Here is a 25,537-nt window from a genome sequence, read left to right as displayed (position 1 = left end):
ATGGGTGGCGCGGAGATTCGTAGGGTGGACCACGCTTCACCGGTCCACCACCGGGGTTCGGCCAGGCTTCGCCGGTGGATGGAAAAGCGCCATCCACCTTACGGTGTGGGCTGGCGTCAGTCCGCCATTTCCCCGCACAGATCCACCGCAAACCACTGCTCCACCTCTTCCTGCCGCAACCCGGCACCGAGCAGGGCGAACACCTTGCCCAGGGCTGCTTCGCGGGTCATGCCGCCAGCAGGCACCAGGCCGGTCGCCAACAGCTGGCTGCCGGCAGCATAGACACCGGCCTGCACATGGCCGGCCGGGCACTGGCTGGTGGCGGCCAGCACCACGCCGCGCTGGTGGGCGGTGCGCAGGGCGTCCAGCAGGGCCTTGTCGTCCGATGGACCGGTGCCGCTGCCGTAGCATTCCAGCACCAGCGCCTGCACGCCGCTGTCGAGCAGGGCTTCGACATGGCTGGCCTGAATTCCGGGGAACAGCGGCAGCACGGCGAGGTTCACCGGCTGGCGCGGGGTGCGGTAGTCGAGGCCGGCGGGGATGATCTCGGCGCGCTCGCCCTCGCGGGGACGTGGCAGCTCGACGAAGGCGTCGAAGGCTTCCGAGCGCAGCTTGCTGGCGCGGGCGCCATGCAGCAGCTGGCCATTGAAGAAGAGGTGCACACCGGACGCGACGCCCGCCTGCAGTGCACTGACGGCGCCCATCAGGTTTGGCCAGGCATCGCTGCCCTCGCTGCCGGCGGGCAGCATGGCGCCAGTCAGCACCACCGGTACCGGCAGGCCCAGCAGCAGGAAGCCAAGGGTCGCCGCGCTGTAGGCCAGGGTGTCGGTGCCATGCAGCACCAGCACGCCGTCATGACCGCGTTCCACCGCTTCGACGATGGCATCGCGCATGGCCAGCCAGTTGGCCTGGCGCATGTTGGCGCTGTCGATCAGCGGCAGGAGTTCCTGGAAGTGCCAGTCCAATGCGACGCCCTGACCGTCCAGTTGCTCGCGCATGCGGGCCTCGAAACCACTGGCCGGGGCCAGGCCTTCGGGAGTCTGCAGCATGCCGATGGTGCCGCCGGTGTAGAGCACGAAAAGGTTCTTCACAGCATTCATGGTGCGGGTAGCTCGGAATTTCGGAGGGGCGGAAACGACGGTGCCGCCCCCCGCATCAGCGGAGGAGCGGCACCAGGTACAGCTGGAACCCTTGATCAGCGGTGGCTGTGCGCCAGGCCGTGACCCAGGTTGACGGTGGGCGCATCGGCTGCCGGATTGGCCGGCCAGGCGTCGCGGTCCAGGTTCAGGTCAGCGAACTTGGAGGCGTCGAACACCGGGTGGTCGATGCCGGCTTCGCGCTGCTCGTCGTAGTCGCGCATGACTCGCAGGCCGACCTTGATCAGCATGGCCAGGGCCACCAGGTTGACGAAGGCCAGGCAGGTCATGGTGATGTCGGCGAAGGCGAACACGGTGCCCAGGTTCTGCATCGAGCCCCAGCAGATCAGGGCCAGCACCAGGCCACGGTAGCCCAGCAGGACGGCGCGGCGGCGGCCGGCCAGGAACTGCAGGGCGTTCTCGCCGAGGTAGTAGTTGTAGAGGATGCAGGTGAAGACGAAGAGGCTCAGCGCGACGCTGATGAACACGCGGCCCCACTCACCGACCACGGCGGCCAGGGAGTTCTGGGTCAGCACGATGCCATCGCCTTCGAAGCCCGGAGTGTAGAAACCGGACAGCAGGATCAGCAGCGCGGTGCAGGTGCAGATCACGAAGGTGTCGAGGAACACGCTGAAGGCCTGAACCACGCCCTGGGCGGCCGGGTGCTTAACGGCGGCCACGGCGGCGACGTTCGGCGCGCTGCCCAGACCCGCTTCGTTGGCGAACACGCCACGCTTCACGCCCATGACGATGGCGCTGCCCAGCAGGCCCGCGAAGGCCGGCTCAAGGCCGAAGGCGCTCTTCACGATGGTGGCCAGCATGTCCGGCACCAGTTCGATCTGGGAGATGATCACGTAGCAGGTGACGGCGATGTAGGCCAGGGTCTTGACCGGTACCAGCAGGTCGGACACCGAAGCGATGCGCTTGATGCCGCCGACGAACACCAGGCCCAGGAGTACGGCCAGGCCGATGCCGGTGTACTGCACGGGCATGCCGAAGGCGTTTTCCAGGGAGTGGGTCACGGTGAAGGCCTGCAGGCCGTTGAAGGCGAAGCCGTAGGTCACCAGCAGCAGCACGGCGAAGACGATCGCCATCCAGCGCAGTTTCAGGCCGTACTGGATGTAGTAGGCCGGACCGCCACGGTACAGGCCGTCACCGTCGGCGCGCTTGTAGACCTGGGCCAGGGTGCACTCGAAGAAGCTGCTGGACATGCCGACCAGCGCGGTGACCCACATCCAGAACACCGCGCCCGGACCACCGAGGGTCACAGCGAGGCCCACGCCTGCGATGTTGCCGGCACCGACGCGGCCGGCGAGGCTCAGCATCAGGGCCTGGAAGGAGCTCAGCTGGCCTGCCTGGCCGCGGATGGATTCCTTGAACACGCTGAACATGTGGCGGAAATGGCGGAACTGGACGAAGCGGGAGCGGAGGGTGAAATACGTGCCGAGCCCAACGATCAGGACAATGAGCACTTTCCCCGAGAGGAAATCGTTGATCACTTCAAGCATGAGTGAGACCTCGATTCTTATTTTGTTCGCGTGATGGACGAACGGCTTCGAGCGGGCAGGGCTCGGCCGTGGTCGCGCAGGGTGGGGGAATGCGACATATCAGACAATTTCGCGGCTTTATTCGACATGGCGCGAGTTGATGCTATAGTCGCGCCACTCGAGTCAGGGGAGCGCTTAGCCGTGTCGGACAATCTGGGCGAAAACCTCAAGCTGTTGTGCAGTCACTACCGCTCTATCTCGGAGGTTTGCCGGAAGCTGGCGATCAATCGCGCCCAGTTCAACAAGTACCTCAGCGGACAGAGTCAGCCCACGGCCTACAACCTCAAGCGCATCGGCGATTTCTTCGGCGTCGAGGATTACGAGCTGAGCCTGCCGACCGAGCAGTTCGCCCGACTGATCGGTGTTCGTCAGGCGGAAAACATCGCCCGCACCAGCGACCCGATGCTGAAGATGTTTCAGCCGCTGCGCGAACATGCCGGCAACCTGTCGCGTTATTGCGGCTACTACTTCGAATACTCCAACTGCATGTCGGTACCGGGCACGGTGCTGCTGTCCCTGGTGCACCTGTGGGAAGAGGACGGCAATTTCCTGCTGGAGCGCCAGGAACGCCAGGAGCGTTCGAGCGGCATCGACAAGCAGGCCGAGGACTGGGTGCGCTGCTGCTACCGGGGAATGGCCTTCCAGCTGCAGGACCGCTTGTTCCTGGTGGACTACGAATCGCTCACGCTCAACGAGATGAGCCAGACCATCCTCATTCCCAGCTACAAGAGCCGCATCACCCGCCTCAATGGCCTGAAGACGGGCGTCTCCAGCGGCGACCGGCGCAACCCGGCCTGCACGCGGGTGGTGTGGGAATACCTGGGGCCCGAGATCAACCGCGTGGCGGCCTACCGTCAGGTGAAGCTCTACCGGCCCGACGATCCCCGCATCGACGACGACGTGCGCCAGCGCTTGAACGTGGCGCCGCTGAAGAATGGGTTGTTCGAGATCGAGTGAAGGGGCCCGCTGCCTGTGTGGGGTGGACCACGCTCCACCGCTCCACCATCGGGGTTCGGCTGGACTTCGTTGGTGGATGGAAAAGCGCCATCCACCCTACCCACTACGACCCTGTAGGGGCGAATTCATTTGCCAAGGACCGCGCAGCGGTCCCCACACCCCTTACCCCCTGATCTCCTCCAGCCGCCGCTTCTGCCGCCCTTGGCCATCGAAGTTATCCACAGCCAGCCAGCGCTCGAAGGCTTCCCGGCACGCCGGCCAATCGCCATCGATGATGGAGAACCAGGCGGTGTCGCGGTTCGCACCCTTGACGATCATGTGCTGGCGGAACAGCCCTTCGTAGCTGAAGCCCAGGCGCTCGGCGGCGCGCATGGAGCGGGCGTTCTGCGCGTTGCACTTCCACTCCAGGCGGCGGTAGCCGAGGTCATCGAACGCGTAGCGGGCCAACAGCCAGACCGCCTCGGTGGAGCACGGCGTGCGCTGCATGGCCTTGCCGAAGGCGATATGGCCGATCTCGATAACGCCGTCCTTCGGCGCGATGCGCAGGTAGCTGAGGACGCCAACGGCCCGGCCGCTGGCGAGGTCGATCACCGTATAGAACAGCGGGTCGGCGCTGGCGGCATTGCCGGCCAGCCAGGCGTCGAAGGGTTCCCGGCTGGCGAAAGGGCCGTAGGCCAGGTAGTCCCAGAGCGCCGGGTCCGGCCCCTGCAGGGCATGCCAGAGGTCATCGCCGTGGCACGCCGCATCCAGCGGTTCCAGACGCACGAAGCGGCCGGGCAACGGCGCGCGGGCGGGGGCAGGGCGGGGTTGCCAGTCGTTCAGGTCATGGGGCGTCATGCGGCTCTCCGGTCAGAGGATCTTGCGGTATTGGACGAAGCCGGGACGGTCGGCGATGCGGTCGTAGAGCTGCATGGCGACCTCATTGGTCTCGTGAGTCAACCAGTGCACCCGCGAGGCGCCGGCGGCGCGGGCCTGTTCGTAGACGTGCTCGATCAGCCGGCGACCGACGCCGCCGCCGCGCAGGCCTTCGGCCACGTACAGGTCCTGCAAGTAACAGTAATCGCCCGTGGTCCAGCAACTGCGGTGATAGATGAAGTGCACCAGACCCACGGCTTTGCCGTCCTGCCAGGCCAACGCCGCGTGCATGGGTTCGGCGGGGTCGAGGAAGCGCTGCCAGGTGATGGCGCTGGTCTCGACGGCAATTTCTGTCTTGTAGAAGCGCTGGTAGCCCTGCCACAGGGGCAGCCAGGCGGCATGGTCGGCGGCGCTGACCGGGCGGATTTCAAAGGGTGCGGCGGACATGGATTCCTTCCTTGTGTGAGTCATTCGATGACGGTCATCCGGGCGGCCAGCTCGCGGTCGCGCGGGTTGGCGGAGGTGGCGAGCCCCTCGCGTACCCCGGCCTGGTCGGCAGCGGAGCGGTTCTGGCCGAGCTTCCACTTGCCCTCCAGGCGGCGGATCGGCAAGGCGAAGCCGACGATGGCGCGGAGCATGGTGTCCAGGTAGTCGCGGGGTGCCTCGTCCACCGACCAGGGTTGGGGCCGGCCGGCTTCGTGGCGAGTGCTGAGGCGGCTCACCAGGCGCAGCAGGCGCTCCGGCTCGTCGAACACCTCGGCCTGGCCATAGGCATGAACGGCGATGTAGTTCCAGGTGGGCACCACCTTGCCGTGTTCGGCCTTGGCCGGGTACCAGGTGGGGGTGACGTAGGCGTCCGGGCCGGCAAACACCACCAGGGTCTCGGCGCCCTCGGCCAGGTCGCGCCAGTGCGGATTGGCGCGGGCGAAGTGGCCGTAAAGCGTGCCGAACTCGCCCTCGCCGGGTTCCAGCAGCAGGGGCAGGTGGCTGGCCATGAGACCCTGGGCGCCGGCGCTGGTCAGCACCGCGAGGCCCGTGGCCTGCATCTGGGCATGGAGCTGGGCGAGGTCGTCCTGGCGGAAGGAGGAGGGGAGGTACATGGTGGTTCTCCTGGCGGAATGGCTCCATGCTAGGCAGGATATTGGACTTCCGTAAGATCCATTTCCCGTCAGTTCGATAGAGCCAATCAGGGTCAGAAGATGCCTGCCACGCCGCCCCTACCCGTCGACCTTTCCGGCATCCGCCTGGACCCGCAACAGGGGCTGGCGCGCCAGCTCTACCAAGCCCTGCGCGAACGCATCCTCGATGGCCGCCTGGCCAGTCGCACGCGCCTGCCGGCAACCCGCGACCTCGCGGCGCTGCTGGGGATCTCCCGCAACACCGTGACCCGTGCCTTCGACCAGCTCTACGCCGAGGGTTATGTGGAAGGCCGGGTGGGCGACGGTACCTATGTGGCCGACTTATCCACAGCTCGTCCGGTGCCGCGACCGCTACCGGAAGGCCCTGAGCCGGGGCCGGCGTTGCAGCGCCTGCACCGTCATCACCTGCCGCCGCCGCTGACGGGCGCGCCCAGGGCCTTCCGCATCGGCGTGCCGGCCTTCGACCTGTTCCCCTTCGAAACCTGGGCGCGGCTGCACGCGCGTTTCTGGCGCAGACCCTCGCCAGCGCGCCTGGGCTATGGGGACCCGGCGGGGGACTGGAACCTGCGAGAACTGGTGGCCGCGTACCTGCGCAGCAGCCGGGGGCTGGCCTGTGACCCGGCACAGGTGGTGATCACCTGTGGCGCCCAGCAGGCCATCAGCCTCTGTGCGCAATTGCTGGTGCAGCCCGGCGACCGGGTGGCCATCGAGGACCCCGGCTACCGCGCCGCCGGCCATGCCTTCGCCGTGGCGGGTGCCGAACTGTGCGGCGTGCCTGTGGATAACGATGGCCTGGACAGTGCCGCGCTGGCGCAGGTGGAAGATTGCCGGCTGGTCTATGTCACGCCGTCGCACCAGTACCCCACGGGCGTGACCCTGTCCCTGGCGCGGCGCCTGGAGCTGCTGGAATGGGCCGAACGGCGCGATGGCTGGATAGTCGAGGACGACTACGACGGCGAGTACCGCTACAGCGGCACCCCGCTGGCGCCCCTGGCGGCGCTGGATCGGCAGGGGCGGGTCATCTACGTGGGGACCTTCTGCAAGATCACCTTCCCGGCGCTGCGTCTGGGCTACCTGGTGCTGCCGCCGGCGCTGGCCGAAGCCTTCGCCCAGCGCCGCGCTCTGGACATGCGTCATTCGGAGATCGGCACCCAGGCGGTGATGGCCGAGTTCATCGCCGCCGGCCACTTCCAGCGCCATGTGCGCCGCATGCGCCAGGCCGCCCGGGCCCGGCGCGATGCCCTTCTGCGAGACTGGCCGGAAGCGATCCCCGGCTGCGCACCGATGCCGCCGGTGGACGCCGGCCTGCACCTCTGCGTGCGGGTGGACAGCCTGGCCCGCGAGCAGGAGCTGGTGAACAGCGCCCGTGCTGCCGGTGTGGAAATGAACGGGCTCAGCGAATACTGGCTGGAGAACAGCGCCGAGCCTGTGGATAACCGCGCGGGGCTGGTGTTGGGGTTTGCTGCCGTGCCCGAGGCGCAGATTGCCGAGGCGATCCGGACGTTAAGGAAGGCATGGCTTTTGTAGGGTGCGCCATGCGCACCGGGCGGCGTCTGGGGCTGACGATGTGCTTGAACGTGCGTAGGTATTGGTGCGCGCGCGCACCCTACGAGCGGGGCGCGCCGAGGGAACACTTTTCCACAGGCAAAAAAAAGGATGGTCAGGCGACCATCCTTTGGAATGAGGGGCTGCGCCCCTCCTGGTGAGACGGGTGTGATCAGCCTTTCAGCGGCACGAGGCGCGGGGCGATCATGTTTTCCGGGCGGAGGATGTCGGCCAGCATGGACTCGTCCAGCAGCTTCTCCTCGCGCACCAGTTCCAGCACGCCGCGGCCGGTATCCAGGGCCTGCTTGGCGATGCGGGTGGCGTTCTCGTAACCGATGTAGGGGTTCAGCGCGGTGATCAGGCCGATGGAGTTTTCCATCAGGCGGCGGCAGTGCTCTTCGTTGGCGGTGATGCCGACGATGCAATGCTCACGCAGCATGTCCATGGCGCGTTGCAGCAGGCGGATCGAGTCGAAGATCTTGTAGGCGATCAGCGGCTCCATCACGTTCAGCTGCAGTTGGCCGCCTTCGGCTGCCAGGGTCAGGGCCAGGTCGTTGCCGATGACTTCGAACGCCACCTGGTTGACCGCTTCCGGGATCACCGGGTTGACCTTGCCCGGCATGATCGAGCTGCCCGGCTGGCGCGGCGGCAGGTTGATCTCGTTGATGCCGGTACGCGGGCCACTGGAGAGCAGGCGCAGGTCGTTGCAGATCTTCGACAGCTTGACCGCAGTGCGCTTGAGCATGCCGGAGAACAGCACGAAGGCGCCCATGTCGGAGGTGGCTTCGATCAGGTCGGCGGCCGGTACGACCGGCTGACCGCTGATGGCGGCGAGGCGCTCAACGGCCAGGTGCTGGTAGCCCGGGTCGGCGTTGATGCCGGTGCCGATGGCGGTGCCGCCCAGGTTCACTTCGGTCAGCAGCTCGGGTGCCAGGCGGCGCAGGCGGTCGAGGTCTTCGCCCAGGGTGGTGGCGAAGGCGTGGAATTCCTGGCCGAGGGTCATGGGAACCGCGTCCTGCAGCTGGGTACGGCCCATCTTCAGTACACCGGCGAACTCCTTGCCCTTGGCGGCGAAGGCTTGGATCAGGCTGTCGAGGCTGGCCAGCAGGGCGTCGTGGCCCAGCAGCAGACCGAGGCGAATGGCGGTGGGGTAGGCGTCGTTGGTGGACTGCGCCATGTTCACGTCATTGTTCGGGTGCAGGTACTTGTACTCACCCTTCTGCTTGCCCATGGCCTCGAGGGCGATGTTGGCAATCACCTCGTTGGCGTTCATGTTGGTGGACGTACCGGCACCACCCTGGATCATGTCCACCACGAACTGGTCGTGGAAGTCACCGCGGATCAGGCGGGCACAGGCTTCGCTGATGGCGGCATGCTTTTCGGCGGAGAGGTGGCCGAGCTGCTTGTTGGCATCGGCTGCAGCCTGCTTGACCATGGCCAGGGCAACGACCAGCTTCGGGTAGTGCGACAGCGGCACGCCGGACAGGCGGAAGTTGTGCACTGCGCGCAGGGTCTGGATGCCGTAGTAGGCCTCGGAGGGGACTTCGAGGGTGCCGAGCAGGTCTTTTTCGATGCGGAAGGATGCAGCGGAGGACATGATGCGATTCATCTCTGGGGGAGCACGGCAACTGCCGCGATGCCCAATAATCTAGGGATGTAGCCTCTCGTAGGCCAATGCTGTTATTCACTGCCCTATGCACAATCGGCATAATGCCCAAGTGACGCGGGTTCGCCTGTGAGCGTGTGCACCAAAATCGAGCAGTCCGGAAATTTCCCATGAACCTGGAAACCAAATGGCTGGAAGACTTCGTCGCCCTGGCCAATACCCGCAGCTTTTCCCAGGCCGCCGAGCGGCGCTTCGTCACCCAGCCGGCCTTCAGCCGGCGCATCCGCAGCCTGGAGGCGGCGCTCGGTCTGACCCTGGTGAACCGCTCGCGCACGCCGATCGAACTGACCGAGTCGGGCCAGCTGTTCCTGGTCACCGCGCGCAGCATGGTGGAACAGCTCGGTGAGGTGGTGCGCCACCTGCATCACCTGGAAGGCCAGCAGGGCGAGGTGCTCCAGTTCGCCGCCGCTCACTCCCTGGCGCTGGGGTTCTTTCCGCAGTGGATCGCACAGTTGCGCGCCGATGGGCTGAACATTGCCAGTCGACTGATCGCCACCAACGTCGGTGAGGCGGTGCACTCCCTGCGCGAAGGCGGTTGCGACCTGATCCTGGCCTTCTACGACCCGGACGCGGCCCTGCAGATGGACCCGGAAATCTTCCCGTCGATGCACCTGGGCCGCACCGAGATGCTGCCGGTCTGCGCCGTGGGCCCGGATGGCAAGCCGCTCTACGAGTTGGACAGCGGGCAGAGCGTGCCGCTGCTGGCCTACAGCGCCGGCGCCTTCCTCGGCCGGTCGGTAAACCTCCTGCTGCGCCAACGTGCCCTGCGCTCCACCACCATCTACGAGACGGCCATGGCCGACAGCCTGAAGAGCATGGCCCTGCAAGGCCTGGGGGTGGCCTGGGTGCCACGTTTCAGCGCCCAGGCCGAACTGGCGCGCGGTGACCTGGTGGTGTGTGGCGGCAGCCAGTGGCATGTGCCGCTGGAAATCCGCATGTACCGCTGCGCCCTGGTGCGCAAGGCGGCGGTGCGCCTGCTCTGGCGCAAGCTGGAAGGCCGGGCGGGTAGCGGCGAGGCCTGAGCACCGCCTGGCGCTGCGGCTGCTTGTAGTGGCTGTCGAGGCTGTTTCGCCGCATCCGACGGCCCTGATGCCGGGCACAGGACGAGCGGTAAGGGCAACTGCACGCCGCGCGCGGCTTTGCGTTATACTGCGCGGCCTTCGGCCGGCAGCGCACCCCGCAGCCCGGTCCCTATCGCAGACAAGCCACGCCATTGCGTGGCTTGTTGGTTTTTGACGCGCCGCCAGGCGCACCAAGAGAGGCACGACGATGAGCGCACTGGTAGGCGTGATCATGGGCTCCAAGTCCGACTGGAGCACCCTCAGCCACACCGCCGACATGCTGGAAAAGCTGGGCATCCCCTATGAAGTGAAGGTGGTTTCCGCCCACCGCACCCCGGACCTGCTGTTCCAGTACGCCGAAGAGGCCGAAGGCCGTGGCATCGAGGTGATCATCGCCGGTGCCGGCGGTGCTGCTCACCTGCCGGGCATGTGCGCCGCCAAGACCCACCTGCCGGTGCTGGGCGTGCCGGTGCAGTCGTCCATGCTCTCGGGCGTCGACTCCCTGCTGTCCATCGTGCAGATGCCCGCCGGCATCCCGGTTGGCACCCTGGCCATCGGCAAGGCCGGTGCGATCAACGCCGCACTGATGGCCGCCAGCATCCTTGGCGGCAAGTACCCGAAATACCACGTCGCGCTGAAGGACTTCCGTCGCGAGCAGACCGACATGGTCCTGGACAACCCGGACCCGCGTGAGGCCTGACCCATGAAGATCGGCGTAATCGGTGGCGGCCAGCTGGGCCGCATGCTGGCCCTGGCGGGCACCCCGCTGGGCATGAACTTCGCTTTCCTCGACCCGGCACCGGACGCCTGCTCCGCCGCGCTGGGTGAGCACATCCGCGCCGACTACGGCGACCAGGACCACCTGCGCCAGCTGGCTGACGAAGTGGACCTGGTGACCTTCGAGTTCGAGAGCGTGCCTGCCGAGACGGTGGCCTTCCTCTCGCAGTTCGTGCCGGTCTACCCGAGCGCCGAATCCCTGCGCATCGCCCGTGACCGCTGGTTCGAGAAGTCCATGTTCAAGGACCTCGGCATTCCCACCCCGGCGTTCGCCGATATCCAGTCCCAGGCCGACCTGGACGCCGCTGCTGCCGCCATCGGCCTGCCGACGGTGCTCAAGACCCGCACCCTGGGCTACGACGGCAAGGGCCAGAAGGTCCTGCGCAAGCCCGAAGACGTGGCCGGCGCCTTCGCCGAGCTGGGCAGCGTGCCCTGCCTCCTCGAAGGCTTCGTGCCCTTTACCGGCGAAGTCTCGCTGGTGGCGGTACGCGCCCGTAATGGTGAGACCCGCTTCTACCCGCTGGTGCACAACACCCACGAGAACGGCATCCTGCGCCTGTCCATCGCCAGCACCGACCACCCGCTGCAGGCGCTGGCCGAGGACTACGTCGGCCGCGTGCTGGAGAAGCTGGACTACGTCGGCGTGCTGGCCTTCGAGTTCTTCGAGGTGGACGGCGGCCTGAAGGCCAACGAAATCGCCCCGCGCGTACACAACTCCGGGCACTGGACCATCGAAGGCGCCGAGTGCAGCCAGTTCGAGAACCACCTGCGTGCCGTGGCCGGCCTGCCCCTGGGCTCCACCGCCAAGCTGGGTGAGAGCGCCATGCTCAACTTCATTGGCGAAGTACCGGCTGTGGATAAGGTCGTCGCGATCGCCGACTGCCACCTGCACCACTACGGCAAGGCCTTCAAGGCCGGTCGCAAGGTGGGCCACGCCACCCTGCGCAGCGCCGACCGCGCCACCCTCGATCGCCAGATCGCGGCGGTCGAAGCGCTGATCGTCAAGCCCTGACGCCCGTCCGGCCGCCCCTCCGGGGCGGCCGATGGCAAGCATTCTCACGTGCAACTAGGCTCACGCATGTCCCAACCTGCGGAGGGCCTGCCATGGGCATCATCGGTACCATCATCATCGGGCTGATCGTTGGCCTGATCGCACGTTTCATCAAACCTGGCGACGACAGCATGGGCTGGATCATGACCATCCTGCTCGGCGTGGGCGGTTCGCTGCTGGCCACCTACGGCGGCCAGGCTGTGGGCATCTATCAGGCCGGACAGACAGCGGGCTTCATCGGCGCGGTGGTTGGCGCGGTGGTGCTGTTGGTGATCTACGGACTGGTCAAGAAGAGTTAGCTGACCGCTCTTCGGTGGGGCTGGGAACCGCCTTCCCGCGCGGTTAATCTTGGCGCCTGATGTTCCCGCCCCCTGCGTTGAAGAGTCCTTCCATGCGCCGTTTCGCCTGCCTGCTCCTGTTGTTCTGCTGCACCCTCGCCCGTGCTGAACTCCCCGAAACCGACTGGCTGGAACTGATGCCGCCCGAGGACCGCAAGGCCCTGGAGGAGATGCCTGAAATCAGCCACGACACCCCCGAAGCCGATGGCACCTTCGAGCAGAAGGGCGGCCTCAAGCAGCAGGACAAGAACCTGCCGGACGTGATGTATTCGGCGAAGACCGTGGCCGCACTGGATGGCAAGCAGATCCACATCGGCGGCTATCCGGTGCCGCTGGAAAGCGACGACAAGGGACGCAGCACCCTGTTCTTCCTGGTGCCTTATCCCGGCGCCTGCATCCACGTCCCGCCGCCCCCGCCGAACCAGATCGTGCTGGTGCGCTACCCCAAGGGCATCGCCCTCGACGACATCTATGCCCCCCTCTGGGTGGACGGCACGCTGAAGGTCGAGCAGGTCAGCAACGACCTGGCCGAGGCCGCCTACGCCATGGATGCGGCGCAGGTGCGCCTGGTGGAGGAAAGCGACCTGTAGGGTTCGCCCCACGGCAAAGCATTGTAGGGTGGACCACGCTCCATCGGCCCACCGTCGCGGCTCGGCTGGGCTCCGCTGGTGAATCAGAAAGGCGCGATCCACCCTACGGAGTGTTTTCGCGAATGCATTCGCTCACTCAGCAACGCAATCACAGTGGCTTGCTGGTGATCCTGAGCGCCATCAGGTGCTCTTCGCCGGGCTTGATCACCAGGAAGTCGTCCATCACCCGCGCCGTCTCGATGCAGAGCATCCCTTGCCAGGCGTCCTCGGCAAACTGGGACAGGCGTCGGGATTTGTCGATCCAGGGGTTCCACACCACGGCGGAGGATGAACCTTCCACTTCCAGCAGGATGCGGCGATTCCACGCGCGGTCGACGATGGCCATGCGATGGGGCGTTTCCTGGTAGATGCGGTCGGTTTCGCCGCTGAATCTGATTTCGCCGCGCTGCTGGCGTTGCTGCCAGTCTTCCAGGGTCTCGAAATAGCGGCAGCCGTCCAGGCCCTCCACTTCCACCTCACGGATATCGCTGACGGCGAAATAGCTGTGCAGCGCCTGGCTCAGGGCCAGGGGGCGGTCGCCGAGGTTGCGGCTGGAAAGGCTCATCTGCAGGTGCTCGTCCAGCAGGATGGACAGCTTCAGTTGTGCGGCATGGGGCCAGCCGGGCAGGGGTTCGCTGCTGGTGTCCAGGGCGAACTCCAGGCGCACCGAGTCGCCTTCGCTGTCAATGCCCAGCAGTTGCCAGTCGAGCTCGCGCACCAGGCCGTGGGCCGGGCTGATGGGGCCGCCCTGATGCATGCCCTGGACTTCCGGCGGGTTGCGCCGCAGGTCGCCGAACCAGGGCCAGCACACGGGCACGCCGCCGCGCACGGACTTGCCCTTGCTGTGCTCCGCCTGGTCGCTGAGCCAGATCACCGGCTCCTCGCCATGGGGCTGATAGCTCAGCACCTGCGCGCCTTGCTGGGCCACCAGCAATTCCGCGTGACGGGTATGGACCCGCCAGCAGACCAGATCATCCACCTCCAGCTGTTCCACGGTGGGCAGGGTTTCGTCGTACATCGCATTCTCCGCTTACTGTGCTGTTGGGCCGCCACAGCGCCATTGGCTATTTCGAATCAGCATGGCAGAGGCGGCAAGGGCTTTCTCGGCTTTTGACCGGAGGGCGGTCGCTCAGGTTGCGAATGATCTTATTTTGACGAGTTCTCATTTGGCGCTCGCAAGTGACGGGCCACTTGTCGGCTATTTGACATGGATGGTCAGAGGCCCGTTGGCGGCGGAGGGTCATGGCCCGGTGCTAAGGCTGTGATTTCTCGACGCTCCTTGTCGGAGCGCCAGACACAGCGGGACGGAGGTGCCGGAAAGGGCCGCCAGCGGCGGACCTAGACTCAACTTACCCGCTCGCAAGTGGAGTCGATGCCATGCGCAAGCTGTTGATAATTATTCCTATTTTCATCTCCCTGGCTTCGCTTGTGGGGTTTTGGGCGCGTCCCGAACCCGTTTCCGTGGAGCTGGTGGAGGTGGCCAAGGGTGAAGTGGAAACCCTGGTGTCCAATACCCGGGCGGGAACCGTGAAAGCCTGTCGCCGCGCGCACTTGTCGTTCAAGACGGGCGGGCAGGTCAGTGAGCTGCTGATCCACGCCGGGCAGCGCGTGCAGGCCGGTGATGTGCTGATGCGGCTGCGCCAGGACGATTTGCAGGCACGGGTGGACGAGGCCCGCGCGCGGCTCGATGCCCAGCGCAATCTGCGCGAGCAGAGCTGCCGCCAGGCCAGCCAGGACCAGCGCGACCTGCAGCGCCTCGGCCACCTCGCTGAGCGCAAGCTGACCTCCGAGGACCTGCTGGACCAGAGCGCCACCCGGGCGCGGCTGTCCGAGCTGCTGTGTAGCGGTGGCGAGGCGAAGATCCGCGAGGCCGAGGCCAGTCTCGCCCTGCAGCTGGCGCACCTGGACCAGGCCACCCTGCGTGCGCCCTTTGCCGGCATCGTCGCCGAAATCAATGGCGAACTGGGCGAAGTGGTTACCCCGTCGCCGCCGGGCATCCCGACGCCCCCGGCGGTGGACCTGATCGATGACCAATGCCTCTACGTCGAGGCGCCCATCGATGAAGTGGACGCCGCCCTGGTGCGGCCCGGCATGCCGGTGCGCATCACCCTCGATGCCTTCCGTGGGCGTACCTTCGAGGGCCGCGTCAGCCGCATCGCCCCCTTTGTGCGTGAGCTGGAAAAGCAGGCGCGTACTGTCGATGTGGAGGTGAAGTTCGAGGGCGTGCCGCCGGACCTGATGCTGCTCAGTGGCTACAGCGCCGACGTGGAAATCCTCCTGGCGCAGCGCGAACAGACCCTGCGGGTACCCACCGAAAGCCTGCTGGATGGCAGCAAGGTGCTCCGTTACGACCCCAGCAACGGTCACCTGCGGGAGCAGAAGGTGGAAATCGGCCTGGCCAACTGGCGCTGGAGCGAAGTGAAAGGTGGGCTGGCGGCCGGTGACCGCATCCTGCCCAGCCTGCAACACGAAGGGCTGGCTGACGGCAGCGTGGTCAGTCCCAGCGCCAAGAAGCGGGACGCCGCGCCGTGATCCTCATGCACGAAGTCAGCCGCTGCTTCCAGCTGGGCGAGCAGCGGGTGCGTGGCCTCGACCACCTCGACCTGGACGTGCAGGACGGTGAGTACCTGGCGATTACCGGCGCGTCCGGTTCCGGCAAGTCCACCCTGTTGAACATCCTCGGCCTGCTGGACGCGCCGGACAGCGGCGAGTTCTGGCTGGCCGAGGAGCCCACCGCCTGCCTGGGCGAGGACCGTCGCGCGACTTTGCGCAGCCAACTGATCGGTTTCGTCTTCCAGTCGTTCCACCTGATCCCGCGCCTGACCGCGCTGGAGAACATCGAGCTGCCCATGCTGCTGGCCGGCATCGAGCACGGTGAGCGCCGTCGGCGCAGCCTCCACCTGGCTGAGCGCCTGGGGTTGCTGGAGCGGCTGGGGCACCATCCGGCCGAACTCTCCGGCGGCCAGCGCCAACGGGTGGCCATCGCCCGCGCGATGGTGATGCACCCGCGATTGCTGCTGGCCGATGAGCCCACGGGCAACCTCGACAGCCAGTCCGGCGCCGAAGTGGTGGCGTTGCTGGAGGAGCTGAACGCCGAGGGCCTGACCCTGATCCTGGTCACCCACGACGCCCAGCACGCCGCCCGCGCCCATCGTCAGATCCAGATGCGCGATGGGCGCATTCTCAGCGACAGGCGCCAGGGAGCCGTGTGATGGACCTGCTGGACGCCTGCCGCTTCTGGCTCGGCGCCTTGCGCGGACACCGTTCGCGCAGCGCCATGCTGTTACTCGCCATGGCCATCGGGGTGTTCTTCGTGACCCTGCTGGGCGGGCTGGGGGAGGGCGCGAGGGCTTACGTGCTCGAGGAATTCTCCCTGCTCGGGCGCGACATTCTCATCGTCCTGCCCGGGCGCAATGAGACCACCGGCGGCATGCCGCCCATCACCGGCATGGCGCCGCGTCCCCTGACCCAGGCTGACGCCGCCGCCCTCGGCCGCCTGCCGGCGGTACGCCGGGTGGCACCGTTGCACGCCGGGCAGGCGGAGGTCAGCCGTGATAACCGCAACCGTGAGGCCCTGACCCTGGGCACCACCCGTGCCTTTTTCGCCATCCGGCAATTGCACCTCGCCCAGGGCCAGCCATTGCCGGAACTGGAGCCCGGGCAGGCGGCCGATGTCTGTGTGATCGGCAGTCGCCTGCGCCACGAGCTGTTCGGCAGCGCTCCGGCCCTGGGCCAATGGCTGCGCGCCGGCGACCGGCGTTTCCGGGTGGTGGGGGTGCTGGACGAGCGCGGCGAGTCGCTGGGGATGGACTTCTCCGAAGCCCTGATCGTCCCGGTGGCCAGCGCCGAGGCCCTGTTCAACCGCGAGGGGCTGTTCCGCGTGTTCGTCGAGGTGCGAGGGCCTGGCTATCTGGACAGTGCCCGCCGCCAAGTGCTGGCGGCCCTCACCGCGCGCCACCAGGGCGAGGAGGACGTCACCCTGCTCAGCCAGGACTCCATGCTCGCCGCCTTCGACGGCATCCTGCGTGGCATGACCCTGGCACTCGCAGGCGTTGCCGCCATCAGCCTGGTGGTGGCCGGCATCCTGATCATGAACGTCACCTGGATCACCGTGCTCCAGCGCACCGCCGAGATCGGCCTGCTCAAGGCCGTGGGCGCCAGCGCGTTCCAGGTGCGCCTGCTGTTCCTCGGTGAAGCGGCCCTGCTGGCGCTGCTCGGTGCCGGCTGTGGCCTGGCCCTGGGCGAGCTGCTGCTTTGGGTGGCGCGATTGGCCAGCGACCTGCCGCTATACGCGCCCTGGTGGGCGCGCCTGGGTGCACCGGCCCTGGCCCTGGCAGCGGCGCTGCTGTTCGCCTGGCTGCCGGCCAGTCATGCCGCAGCCCAGGCGCCGGTGCAGGCGCTGCGTCCGCAGGGCAGCCACTGATGCGCTGGCGTGATGGCCTCGGACTCTGCGGCTCGGCGCTGTCCAGCCAGCCGCTGCGCAGCCTGCTGACCTTGCTCGGGGTGGCGATCGGCATCGCGGCGGTGGCGCTGCTCACCGCCATGGGCGAGGGCCTGCGCGGCCGGGTGCTGGACAGCTTCGCCCAGTTCGGCACGCGGGTGGTCACGGTGCGCCCCGGCACCCTGCCTACCGGCGGCATCGGCGGGATTCTCGCCAGCGCGCGGCCGCTGACCATCGCCGATGCCGACGCCCTCGGGCGCCTGCCCCATGCCGAAGCCGTGGTGCCCATCATCCAGGGCAACGGCGATATCCAGGCAGATCGACGGCAGCGGCGGGTGGACATCCTGGGCACCGGTTCCCAACTGGCCGCTGCCTGGCGCGTGCACATGGCCCGGGGGCAGTTCCTGCCGCCCTCACGGGACGGCCGCACGCCGCCTTATGTGGTGCTGGGTGCGAAGCTGGGGGGGGAACTGTTCGGCACCGCCAGCCCCGTGGGCCAGCGGGTACGGGTCGGCGGCATGAGTTTCCGGGTGATCGGGGTGATGGCCAGCAAAGGCAACCTGCTGGGGTTCGACCTGGACGATATCGCCTACATCCCGGTGGATTGGGCGGAGAACCTGTTCAATCGCGAGGGCCTGGTGAAGGTCCATGTACTCTTCGACACCCGCACCCCGGCCGAGCCCTTCGCCGATGCGGTGCGTCGGCTGCTGGTGGAGCGTCATGGCCGTGAGGATTTTCGCATGACCTCCCAGAGCGACCTGCTGGGCAGCCTGAACCGTATCCTCGCCACCCTGACCCTGGGCATCGCCGCCCTGGGCGGGATATCGCTGCTGGTGGGGGCGGTGGGCATCCTCACCATCATGACCACCACCGTGGGCGAGCGGACCGCCGAGATCGGCCTGCTGCGGGCGGTGGGCGCCGCACCGCGCCAGGTGCTGGCGCTGTTCCTCGCCGAGGCGACCCTGCTTTCCCTGCTGGGCGGCCTGCTGGGGCTGGTGATGGTCTTCGTCCTGGTGGGCGGGCTGCACATGCTGGTGCCGGAATTGCCCCTGCGCCTGGACCTGTCGCTGGTCCTGCTCGCCCTGCTGCTGTCGGCCCTGGTGGGCATCGGGGCGGGGCTGGCGCCGGCGCGGCGTGCGGCGAAGCTGCATCCGGTGGATGCGCTGCGTCTGTAGGGGCAAAGCCCGAAAACGAGAAGGGCCGCTTGAGCGGCCCTTGGCGTTCTTGTGGTCAGCCGCGACGTGGCGGAACCGGGCGGGTGCGGCCGCTGCCGTCAATGGCGACGAAGACGAAGACCGCTTCGGTGACCTTGCGCCATTCGCTGGAGAGCGGGTCGTCGCTCCAGACTTCCACCAGCATCTGGATCGAGCTGCGGCCGATCTCCAGGGTCTGGGTATAGAAGGAGAGCTGGGCGCCCACGGCTACCGGCACCAGGAACGCCATGCGGTCGATGGCCACCGTGGCCACGCGGCCCGCGGCCACCTTGCTGGCCATGGCGGTGCCGGCCAGGTCCATCTGGGAAACCAGCCAGCCGCCATAGATGTCGCCGAAGCCGTTGGTTTCCCGTGGGAGCGCGGTGATCTGCAGGGCGAGGTCGCCTTGCGGGGTGAGGTTCTCTTCTTCTTCGATTTCGATCATGCGGGGACTGCCTGTTTCGTGTGTGTGGCGCCAATGCCTGGAAAGGGGGCGTGCCCCTTCCTTCCCGATGCGCCAGCCGACCCACTGCTTGCCGACCCGCGCTGAACAGCGCGCAGTATATCGCCAGGAGGCCGTCCCGGACGACCGCCGCAGTGCGCTGGTGGCGGAATTGTGACCGAGACTGTGTACATGTGGTCGTTTTTGATATGTTGCCAGGCGATTTTCCCGCCGAAGTAGCGGGAAACGCCCTGCACCCTCTGACGAGAATCCCGCCCCATGTCTTCCGTGCTCGCCTCCGAGGCGCCCGCCTCGCGTCCGCTGACCCGCAGCGACTACAAGACCCTGTCGCTTTCCGCCCTCGGCGGCGCCCTGGAGTTCTACGACTTCATCATCTTCGTGTTCTTCGCCGCCGTGGTGGGCAAGCTGTTCTTCCCCGCCGAGATGCCGGACTGGCTGCGCCAGCTGCAGACCTTCGGCATCTTCGCCGCCGGCTACCTGGCACGGCCCCTGGGCGGGATCATCATGGCGCACTTCGGCGACCTGCTGGGGCGCAAGCGCATGTTCACCCTGAGCATCTTCCTGATGGCGGTGCCCACCCTGGTGATGGGCCTGCTGCCCACCTATGAACAGATCGGCATCTGGGCGCCGCTGTCGCTGCTGCTGATGCGCGTGGTGCAGGGCGCGGCCATCGGCGGAGAGGTGCCGGGCGCCTGGGTCTTCGTCGCCGAGCACGTGCCGCCGCGCCACATCGGCTACGCCTGCGGCACCCTGACGTCGGGCCTGACCGCCGGCATCCTGCTGGGTTCGCTGATGGCGACCCTGATCAACAGCATCTATACCCCGGCCGAGGTGCTGGACTGGGCCTGGCGCCTGCCGTTCCTGGTGGGCGGCGTGTTCGGCCTGTTCTCCGTCTACCTGCGTCAGTGGCTGCACGAGACGCCGGTTTTCGCCGAAATGCAGCAGCGCAAGGCGCTGGCCGAGGAAGTGCCGCTGAAGGCGGTACTGCGCGAGCACCGTGGCGCCATCGTGCTGTCCATGCTGCTGACCTGGGTGCTGTCGGCCGCCATCGTGGTCGTGATCCTGATGACCCCGACGCTGCTGCAGACCGTCTACGGCTTCGACGCCGCCACCGCGCTCAAGGCCAACAGCCTGGCCATCGTGCTGCTGTCCATCGGCTGCGTCGCGGCTGGCGCGATTGCCGACCGCGTCGGTGCCGGGCGTACCTTCCTGGTGGGCGGCGCGCTGCTGGCCATCAGTTCCTGGACCCTCTACACCGGCCTCAAGACTCACCCGGACTGGCTGTTCCCGCTCTACGCGGTGACCGGCCTGTTCGTCGGCACCATCGGCGCCGTGCCCTATGTGATGGTCAAGGCCTTCCCGCCGGTGGTGCGTTTCTCCGGGCTGTCGTTCTCCTACAACCTGGCCTACGCCATCTTCGGCGGCCTGACCCCGATGGTGGTCTCGCTGCTGATGAAGTGGGACACCCTGGGGCCGGCTTATTACGTCGCTTCCCTGTGTGGGGTGGCGGTGCTGATTGGGCTGTTCCTGATCGCGAAGAAGCGCTGATCTGCGCATTCGTCACGTTCCCTCACCCCCGGCCCTCTCCGGGGGGAGAGGGCCGGGGGTGAGGGGAGCCCCAGCCCACGCGGTCCTCACTTCTTCCCCGCACTCACCCGCCACACCGTACCGCCCACGTCGTCCGTCACCAGCAGGGCGCCCTTGCTGTCGAGCTTCACGTCCACGGGGCGGCCCTGGACGTCGCCTTTTCCGTCGAGGAATCCGGTCAGCACGTCCACCGGCTGGCCGTGGGGTTTGCCGTTCCTGAAGGGCACGAAGATCACCTTGTAGCCATTGTCGGCATTGCGAACCCAGGAGCCGCGCTGGCTCACGAACAGGCCGTTGCGGAACTTCGGCAGTTTGCTGCCCTTGGCGAAGGCGATGCCCATCGAGGCGGTATGCGGGCCGAGGGCGTAGTCGGGCACCAGGGCCTTGGCCACCAGGTCCGGCCGCTGTGGCTGCACGCGTTCGTCGACATGCTGGCCGAAATGGCTGTAGGGCCAGCCATAGAAACCGCCGTCCTTCACCGACGTGATGTAGTCGGGCACCAGATCGTTGCCAAGTTCGCCACGTTCGATGACTGCGGTCCACAGCTTGCCGGTCTGCGGCTCCCAGGCCAGGCCATGGGGGTTGCGCAGGCCGGTGGCGAAGAGGCGCTTGTTGCCGCTGGCGCGATCCACTTCCCAGATCGCCGCGCGGCCTTCCTCGGCCTCCATTCCGTTCTCACCGACATTGCTGTTGGAACCGACCGTGACATAGAGCTTGCGGCCGTCGCGGCTGGCGATGACGTTCTTGGTCCAGTGACGGTTCAGGCCGGCGGGCAGGTCGGTGACCCGGGTGGGCGGCTCGCTGATCTCGGTCGCCCCCTTCTCATAGGGGAAGCGCACCAGGGCGTCGGCGTTGGCGACGTAGAGGTCCTTGCCGACCAGCACCATGCCGAAGGGTGAGTTGAGGCCCTTGAGGAAGGTGCTGCGCAGATCGGCAACGCCGTCGCCATTGATATCCCGCAGCAGGGAAATGCGGTTGGCGCTTCTTTCCCGGGCGTCGCTCTGCTTCTTGGACAGGCCGGAAAACCAACTCTCGATGCCGGCGGGCTTGCCGGTGTCCGGCGCGGCACTTTCGGCCACCAGCACATCGCCATTGGGCAGCACGTAGAGCCAGCGGGGGTGTTGCAGGCCCTCGGCGAAGGCATTCACCCGGGCGCCATCGGTGGCCTGCGGCGTGGCGCCCTGGGGCCAGCCGATGGCCGCTTTCGGTTCGGGTCTGAAGCCGTCCGCTATGTCGAGCAGGGCCTGTTGACTGCACGCCGTGCACAGCGCCAGGGCGGCGATGGGCAGCAAGGGATGACGCTTCATATGGGGTGGTCTCCTCGAGGTTTTCCGAGCTCTATCTACGATTGGACAAGCGATGCTGGCCATTCATCCAATTGTCACAATCAATTCATAGAGTGGTCATACGGCCTCTCGATACTGGCCCCCGTTGCATTCAACCCCCTCGTCCTGCTTAGGAGCAAGGCATGAAACTGAAGCGTTTGATGGCGGCCCTGACCTTCGTCGCCGCCGGCGTCGCTACCGCCAGCGCGGTGGCCGCTGTCGACCCGTCCATTCCGGCCTACCAGAAGACCACTGGTGTTTCCGGCAACCTGTCCAGCGTTGGCTCCGACACCCTGGCCAACCTGATGACCCTGTGGGCCGAGGCGTACAAGCGCGAATACCCGAACGTGAACATCCAGATCCAGGCCGCCGGTTCTTCCACCGCGCCGCCGGCTCTGACCGAAGGCACCGCCAACCTGGGCCCGATGAGCCGCAAGATGAAGGACGTCGAGCTGCAGGCCTTCGAAGAGAAGTACGGCTACAAGCCGACCGCCGTTCCGGTGGCCGTCGACGCCCTGGCGATCTTCGTGCACAAGGACAACCCCATCAAGGGTCTGACCATGCAGCAGGTTGACGCGATCTTCTCCGCCAACCGCCTGTGCGGTGGCACCTCCAACATCAAGACCTGGGGTGAGCTGGGTGTGACCGGCGACCTGGCCAACCAGCCCATCCAGCTGTTCGGCCGTAACTCCGTATCCGGCACCTACGGCTACTTCAAAGAAGAAGCCCTGTGCAAAGGCGACTTCAAGGGCAACGTCAACGAGCAGCCGGGTTCGGCTTCCGTTGTGCAGTCCATCAGCCAGTCCCTCAACGGCATCGGCTACTCTGGTATCGGCTACAAGACCTCCAGCGTGAAGACCGTGGCCCTGGCCAAGAAGGAAGGCGGCGAATTCGTTGAAGACAACGAGCAGAACGCCCTGAACGGCAAGTATCCGCTGTCCCGCTTCCTGTACGTCTACGTGAACAAGGCGCCGAACAAGCCGCTGGCTCCCCTGGAAGCCGAGTTCGTGAAGATGGTGCTGTCCAAGCAGGGCCAGGAAATCGTCGTCAAGGACGGTTACATCCCGGTTCCGGCCAAGGTCGCCGAAAAAGCACTGAAGGATCTGGGCCTGTAATCCAGGCCGGATAAGGGAGCGGCGGCCCAACGCGCGCCGCTCCGCAAGGACGCAAGGGCGACGGGAGACCCCTGTCGCAGAAGCCCGCCCCGAGGCCTCCTCTGGGTGGGCTTCGCCACGTCAACTCGCTGTAATCTTTCTGTCACACGATGTCCGTAGGCTGTGCGCCCATCGTAAAAGCCCGCGCGCGCTGACTGTGGCAAGAGCCCGAACCCATGACTGACCTGGCCAATTCCCTGACAACTTCGAAGAATCCGCCCGCCCGCATCGACTTCAATACGCCTGCGCTGGTGCGCAAGCGCAAGATGCGAGCGCTGATGGACCGCCTGACCCGCTGGTACGTGCTGGTCGGCGGTCTTGCCGTTCTTGGCGCCATCACCCTCATCTTCTTTTACCTGGCCTACGTGGTGGTGCCGCTGTTCCAGGGCGCCGAACTGACGGCGAAGAAAGCGCAGAGCCCGGCCTGGTTGCAGCAGGACGCCGGCAAGCCGCTGCTGCTGGCCCTGGAAGAACAGAACATGGTGGGCATGCGCGTCGCCGACAAGGGCGAAGTGCAGTTCTTCGCCTACAAGGACGGCAGCCTGCTGGACCGCAAGCAGCTGCCGCTGCCGGCCGGCGTCAGCGTTGTCTCCATCGGCCAGGACCAGCCCGGCAGTCCGCTGGTGGTACTGGGCCTGTCCAACGGTCAGGCGCTGATCTTCAAGCACAGCTACAAGGTCACCTACCCGGACAACAAGAAAACCATCCAGCCCCAGGTCAGCTTCCCCTATGGCGAACAGCCCATGGTGCTGGATGCCCAGGGCCGCCCCCTGGAGCACATCGCCCTCAGCATCAATGACGAGACCCTGATGCTGGCCGGCTCCACCGGTAGCCAATTGCTCGTGCAGCAGGTGGTCAGCGAAGAGAACATGCTGACCGGCGAGACCACCCAGGAGCAGAGCAGCATCGAGCTGCCGCAGATGGTCGAGCCGATCAAGGCCATCTACATCGATCCGCGCCACCAGTGGCTCTACGTCCTCAATGGCCGTGCCCAGGCCGACGTCTTCAGCCTGCGCGAGAAAGCCCTCAACGGCCGCTACAAGCTGCTGGAAGACGGCGAGCGCGAGGTCACCGCCAGCACCATGCTGCTGGGCGGTATCTCCCTGATGGTGGGCGACTCCAAGGGTGGCATCACCCAGTGGTTCATGGCGCGCGATCAGGATGGCTCCTCGCGCCTCAAGCACATCCGCGACTTCCAGCTGGGCGCCGCCCCGGTGGTGGAGATCGCGCCGGAAGAGCGCCGCAAGGGCTTCGTCGCCCTGGATTCCACCGGCCACCTCGGCGTGTTCCACAGCACCGCCAACCGCACCCTCCTGGTTGAAGAAGTCACCGACGGCTCCGGTCTGCTGGCCCTGTCCCCCCGTGCCAACCGCATCGTGGTGGAGGAGGGGGGTCAACTGCTGCCGTTCCGCCTGCACAACCCGCACCCGGAAGTTTCCTGGAGCGCGCTGTGGGGCAAGGTCTGGTACGAGAGCTATGACGAACCCAAGTATGTCTGGCAATCCACCGCCGCCAACACCGACTTCGAGCCCAAGCTGAGCCTGGCGCCGATGACCTTCGGCACCCTGAAGGCTGCCTTCTACGCCATGCTGCTGGCAGCTCCGCTGGCTGTCGCCGCGGCCATCTACACCGCTTACTTCATGGCCCCGTCCATGCGCCGCAAGGTGAAGCCGGTGATCGAGCTGATGGAAGCCCTGCCCACCGTGATCCTCGGCTTCTTCGCCGGTCTGTTCCTGGCGCCCTACGTGGAAGGCCACCTGCCCGGCATCTTCAGCCTGCTGCTGCTGACGCCCTTCGGCATCCTGCTGGCCGGCTTCATCTGGAGCCGCCTGCCGGAGTCCATCCGCCTGCGCGTGCCGGACGGCTGGGAAGCGGCCATCCTGATCCCGGTGGTGGGCCTCACCGCCTGGTTCGCGCTGGGCATGAGCCCGCTGATGGAAAGCTGGTTCTTCGGCGGCGACATGCGCCTGTGGATCAGCAACGACCTGGGCATCACCTACGACCAGCGCAACGCCCTGATCGTCGGCCTGGCCATGGGCTTCGCGGTGATCCCGAACATCTTCTCCATCGCCGAAGACGCCGTGTTCAGCGTGCCGAGGAGCCTCACCTACGGTTCCCTGGCCCTGGGTGCCACGCCCTGGCAGACCATGACCCGCGTGGTCCTGCTCACCGCCAGCCCGGGCATCTTCTCCGCCCTGATGATCGGCCTCGGCCGTGCCGTGGGCGAGACCATGATCGTGCTGATGGCCACCGGTAACACGCCGGTGATGGAAGTGAACATCTTCGAAGGCATGCGCACTCTGGCCGCCAACGTGGCGGTGGAAATGCCGGAGTCCGAGGTCGGCGGTACCCACTACCGTGTGCTGTTCCTCTCGGCCCTGGTGCTGCTGACGTTCACCTTCATCATGAACACCCTGGCCGAGGTGATTCGTCAGCGCCTGCGCAAGAAGTACGCGTCTCTGTAAGCGCAACGCTCCGGGCGTTGCATCCGACCCCCTCTCCCTGGGAGAGGGTGGTCCGAAGGACAGGGTGAGGGATGTGTGGCCCAGTGCCGCAGCCCCACCCCAGAAATAGGAAACCTCCGGCCCCCAGGGCGGGAGGAACTGGAAGACTCAAGCGTTGGAGAAATCCGTGAAAAAGGTTTCCCTGAAAAACTGGTTCAACAGCGGCGCA

At 66.6% G+C, this 25,537-nt stretch carries 23 protein-coding genes; 14 read left to right on the top strand and 9 right to left on the bottom strand.

From position 1 onward, the window contains the following. Window positions 1–116: 116 nt before the first annotated feature. The gene (locus TQ98_RS26355; RefSeq protein ID WP_044873283.1) at window positions 117–1,100 is read right to left on the bottom strand and encodes an asparaginase; all 984 of its coding nucleotides are present in this window, start codon (window positions 1,098–1,100) and stop codon (window positions 117–119) included. A 95-nt stretch (window positions 1,101–1,195) separates the two neighbouring features. Beyond that, window positions 1,196–2,644 carry an alanine/glycine:cation symporter family protein gene (locus TQ98_RS26350; RefSeq protein WP_044873282.1) on the bottom strand — a complete coding sequence of 483 codons (1,449 nt, stop codon included), beginning with the start codon at window positions 2,642–2,644 and terminating at the stop codon, window positions 1,196–1,198. A gap of 180 nt (window positions 2,645–2,824) precedes the next feature. Here TQ98_RS26350 and TQ98_RS26345 point away from each other — a divergent pair, with 180 nt between their 5' ends. Further along, entirely contained in the window at window positions 2,825–3,640 is an 816-nt protein-coding gene (locus tag TQ98_RS26345) for a helix-turn-helix transcriptional regulator (protein WP_044873281.1), read from the top strand. Window positions 3,641–3,802: 162 nt separating this feature from the next. On the opposite strand, the gene TQ98_RS26340 is transcribed toward TQ98_RS26345, so the two are convergent. Genes TQ98_RS26340 through TQ98_RS26330 form a run of 3 tightly spaced genes read right to left on the bottom strand, consistent with a single transcriptional unit; the run spans window position 3,803 to window position 5,595 of the window. Next, complete coding sequence (locus TQ98_RS26340) at window positions 3,803–4,477, bottom strand: GNAT family protein (protein ID WP_044873280.1); 675 nt, start codon at window positions 4,475–4,477, stop codon at window positions 3,803–3,805. A 12-nt stretch (window positions 4,478–4,489) separates the two neighbouring features. Continuing rightward, on the bottom strand, window positions 4,490–4,942 hold the full coding sequence (locus tag TQ98_RS26335) for a GNAT family N-acetyltransferase (protein ID WP_044873279.1): 453 nt from the start codon (window positions 4,940–4,942) through the stop codon (window positions 4,490–4,492). A 20-nt stretch (window positions 4,943–4,962) separates the two neighbouring features. Then, complete coding sequence (locus TQ98_RS26330; RefSeq protein WP_044873278.1) at window positions 4,963–5,595, bottom strand: FMN-binding negative transcriptional regulator; 633 nt, start codon at window positions 5,593–5,595, stop codon at window positions 4,963–4,965. Between the two features lie 99 nt (window positions 5,596–5,694). On the opposite strand from TQ98_RS26330, the gene TQ98_RS26325 reads away from it, so the two are divergent. Beyond that, window positions 5,695–7,161 carry a PLP-dependent aminotransferase family protein gene (locus tag TQ98_RS26325; RefSeq protein ID WP_044873277.1) on the top strand — a complete coding sequence of 489 codons (1,467 nt, stop codon included), beginning with the start codon at window positions 5,695–5,697 and terminating at the stop codon, window positions 7,159–7,161. A 190-nt stretch (window positions 7,162–7,351) separates the two neighbouring features. On the opposite strand, the gene aspA is transcribed toward TQ98_RS26325, so the two are convergent. After that, window positions 7,352–8,776: an aspartate ammonia-lyase gene (gene aspA, locus TQ98_RS26320; RefSeq protein WP_044873276.1), complete on the bottom strand. Its 1,425-nt coding sequence runs from the start codon at window positions 8,774–8,776 to the stop codon at window positions 7,352–7,354. Between the two features lie 179 nt (window positions 8,777–8,955). On the opposite strand from aspA, the gene TQ98_RS26315 reads away from it, so the two are divergent. From TQ98_RS26315 to TQ98_RS26295, 5 genes are all read left to right on the top strand, one after another. Continuing rightward, window positions 8,956–9,867 (top strand): LysR substrate-binding domain-containing protein, encoded by a 912-nt coding sequence (locus tag TQ98_RS26315; RefSeq protein ID WP_044873275.1) that lies wholly within the window; start codon window positions 8,956–8,958, stop codon window positions 9,865–9,867. 247 nt (window positions 9,868–10,114) lie between these two features. After that, window positions 10,115–10,606, top strand: coding sequence for a 5-(carboxyamino)imidazole ribonucleotide mutase (gene purE, locus TQ98_RS26310; RefSeq protein WP_044873274.1), 492 nt, complete (start codon window positions 10,115–10,117; stop codon window positions 10,604–10,606). Window positions 10,607–10,609: 3 nt separating this feature from the next. After that, window positions 10,610–11,695, top strand: a complete 1,086-nt coding sequence (locus TQ98_RS26305; RefSeq protein ID WP_044873273.1) for a 5-(carboxyamino)imidazole ribonucleotide synthase — start codon at window positions 10,610–10,612, stop codon at window positions 11,693–11,695. A 92-nt stretch (window positions 11,696–11,787) separates the two neighbouring features. Continuing rightward, window positions 11,788–12,033: a GlsB/YeaQ/YmgE family stress response membrane protein gene (locus TQ98_RS26300; RefSeq protein ID WP_044873272.1), complete on the top strand. Its 246-nt coding sequence runs from the start codon at window positions 11,788–11,790 to the stop codon at window positions 12,031–12,033. 92 nt (window positions 12,034–12,125) lie between these two features. After that, window positions 12,126–12,662 (top strand): DUF3299 domain-containing protein, encoded by a 537-nt coding sequence (locus TQ98_RS26295; RefSeq protein WP_044873271.1) that lies wholly within the window; start codon window positions 12,126–12,128, stop codon window positions 12,660–12,662. Window positions 12,663–12,810: 148 nt separating this feature from the next. Here TQ98_RS26295 and TQ98_RS26290 read toward each other — a convergent pair whose 3' ends face one another. Further along, window positions 12,811–13,719 (bottom strand): D-hexose-6-phosphate mutarotase, encoded by a 909-nt coding sequence (locus tag TQ98_RS26290; RefSeq protein ID WP_044873270.1) that lies wholly within the window; start codon window positions 13,717–13,719, stop codon window positions 12,811–12,813. 359 nt (window positions 13,720–14,078) lie between these two features. On the opposite strand from TQ98_RS26290, the gene TQ98_RS26285 reads away from it, so the two are divergent. The 4 genes from TQ98_RS26285 to TQ98_RS26270 are packed head-to-tail and all read left to right on the top strand — an operon-like array spanning window position 14,079 to window position 18,317. Continuing rightward, window positions 14,079–15,233, top strand: a complete 1,155-nt coding sequence (locus TQ98_RS26285; RefSeq protein WP_044873269.1) for an efflux RND transporter periplasmic adaptor subunit — start codon at window positions 14,079–14,081, stop codon at window positions 15,231–15,233. Between the two features lie 5 nt (window positions 15,234–15,238). Next, the gene (locus TQ98_RS26280) at window positions 15,239–15,913 is read left to right on the top strand and encodes an ABC transporter ATP-binding protein (RefSeq protein ID WP_103103181.1); all 675 of its coding nucleotides are present in this window, start codon (window positions 15,239–15,241) and stop codon (window positions 15,911–15,913) included. Beyond that, window positions 15,913–17,124, top strand: a complete 1,212-nt coding sequence (locus tag TQ98_RS26275; RefSeq protein ID WP_044873267.1) for an ABC transporter permease — start codon at window positions 15,913–15,915, stop codon at window positions 17,122–17,124. Before TQ98_RS26280 ends, TQ98_RS26275 begins: the two co-directional genes overlap by 1 nt. Further along, entirely contained in the window at window positions 17,124–18,317 is a 1,194-nt protein-coding gene (locus TQ98_RS26270; protein WP_103103103.1) for an ABC transporter permease, read from the top strand. The genes TQ98_RS26275 and TQ98_RS26270 overlap by 1 nt, the downstream gene beginning before the upstream one ends. 55 nt (window positions 18,318–18,372) lie before the next feature. Here the strand turns inward: TQ98_RS26270 and TQ98_RS26265 are convergent, their stop codons facing one another. Then, complete coding sequence (locus TQ98_RS26265; RefSeq protein ID WP_003457836.1) at window positions 18,373–18,780, bottom strand: acyl-CoA thioesterase; 408 nt, start codon at window positions 18,778–18,780, stop codon at window positions 18,373–18,375. 276 nt (window positions 18,781–19,056) lie between these two features. Between TQ98_RS26265 and TQ98_RS26260 the strand changes: the two genes are divergently transcribed. Next, the gene (locus TQ98_RS26260) at window positions 19,057–20,346 is read left to right on the top strand and encodes an MFS transporter (protein ID WP_103103102.1); all 1,290 of its coding nucleotides are present in this window, start codon (window positions 19,057–19,059) and stop codon (window positions 20,344–20,346) included. 86 nt (window positions 20,347–20,432) lie between these two features. Here TQ98_RS26260 and TQ98_RS26255 read toward each other — a convergent pair whose 3' ends face one another. Further along, a complete protein-coding gene (locus tag TQ98_RS26255; RefSeq protein ID WP_044873262.1) occupies window positions 20,433–21,692 on the bottom strand; it encodes a sorbosone dehydrogenase family protein in 1,260 nt (419 codons plus the stop codon). 161 nt (window positions 21,693–21,853) lie between these two features. On the opposite strand from TQ98_RS26255, the gene TQ98_RS26250 reads away from it, so the two are divergent. Next, window positions 21,854–22,825 (top strand): phosphate ABC transporter substrate-binding protein PstS family protein, encoded by a 972-nt coding sequence (locus tag TQ98_RS26250; protein ID WP_044873261.1) that lies wholly within the window; start codon window positions 21,854–21,856, stop codon window positions 22,823–22,825. Between the two features lie 518 nt (window positions 22,826–23,343). Further along, entirely contained in the window at window positions 23,344–25,329 is a 1,986-nt protein-coding gene (locus TQ98_RS26245; RefSeq protein WP_177410231.1) for an ABC transporter permease subunit, read from the top strand. Window positions 25,330–25,537: the final 208 nt, after the last annotated feature.

Origin of the sequence: Pseudomonas sp. LFM046, assembly GCF_000949385.2 — a bacterium.
Taxonomy (GTDB): domain Bacteria; phylum Pseudomonadota; class Gammaproteobacteria; order Pseudomonadales; family Pseudomonadaceae; genus Metapseudomonas.
This window is presented reverse-complemented; position numbering and strand designations above follow the sequence as displayed.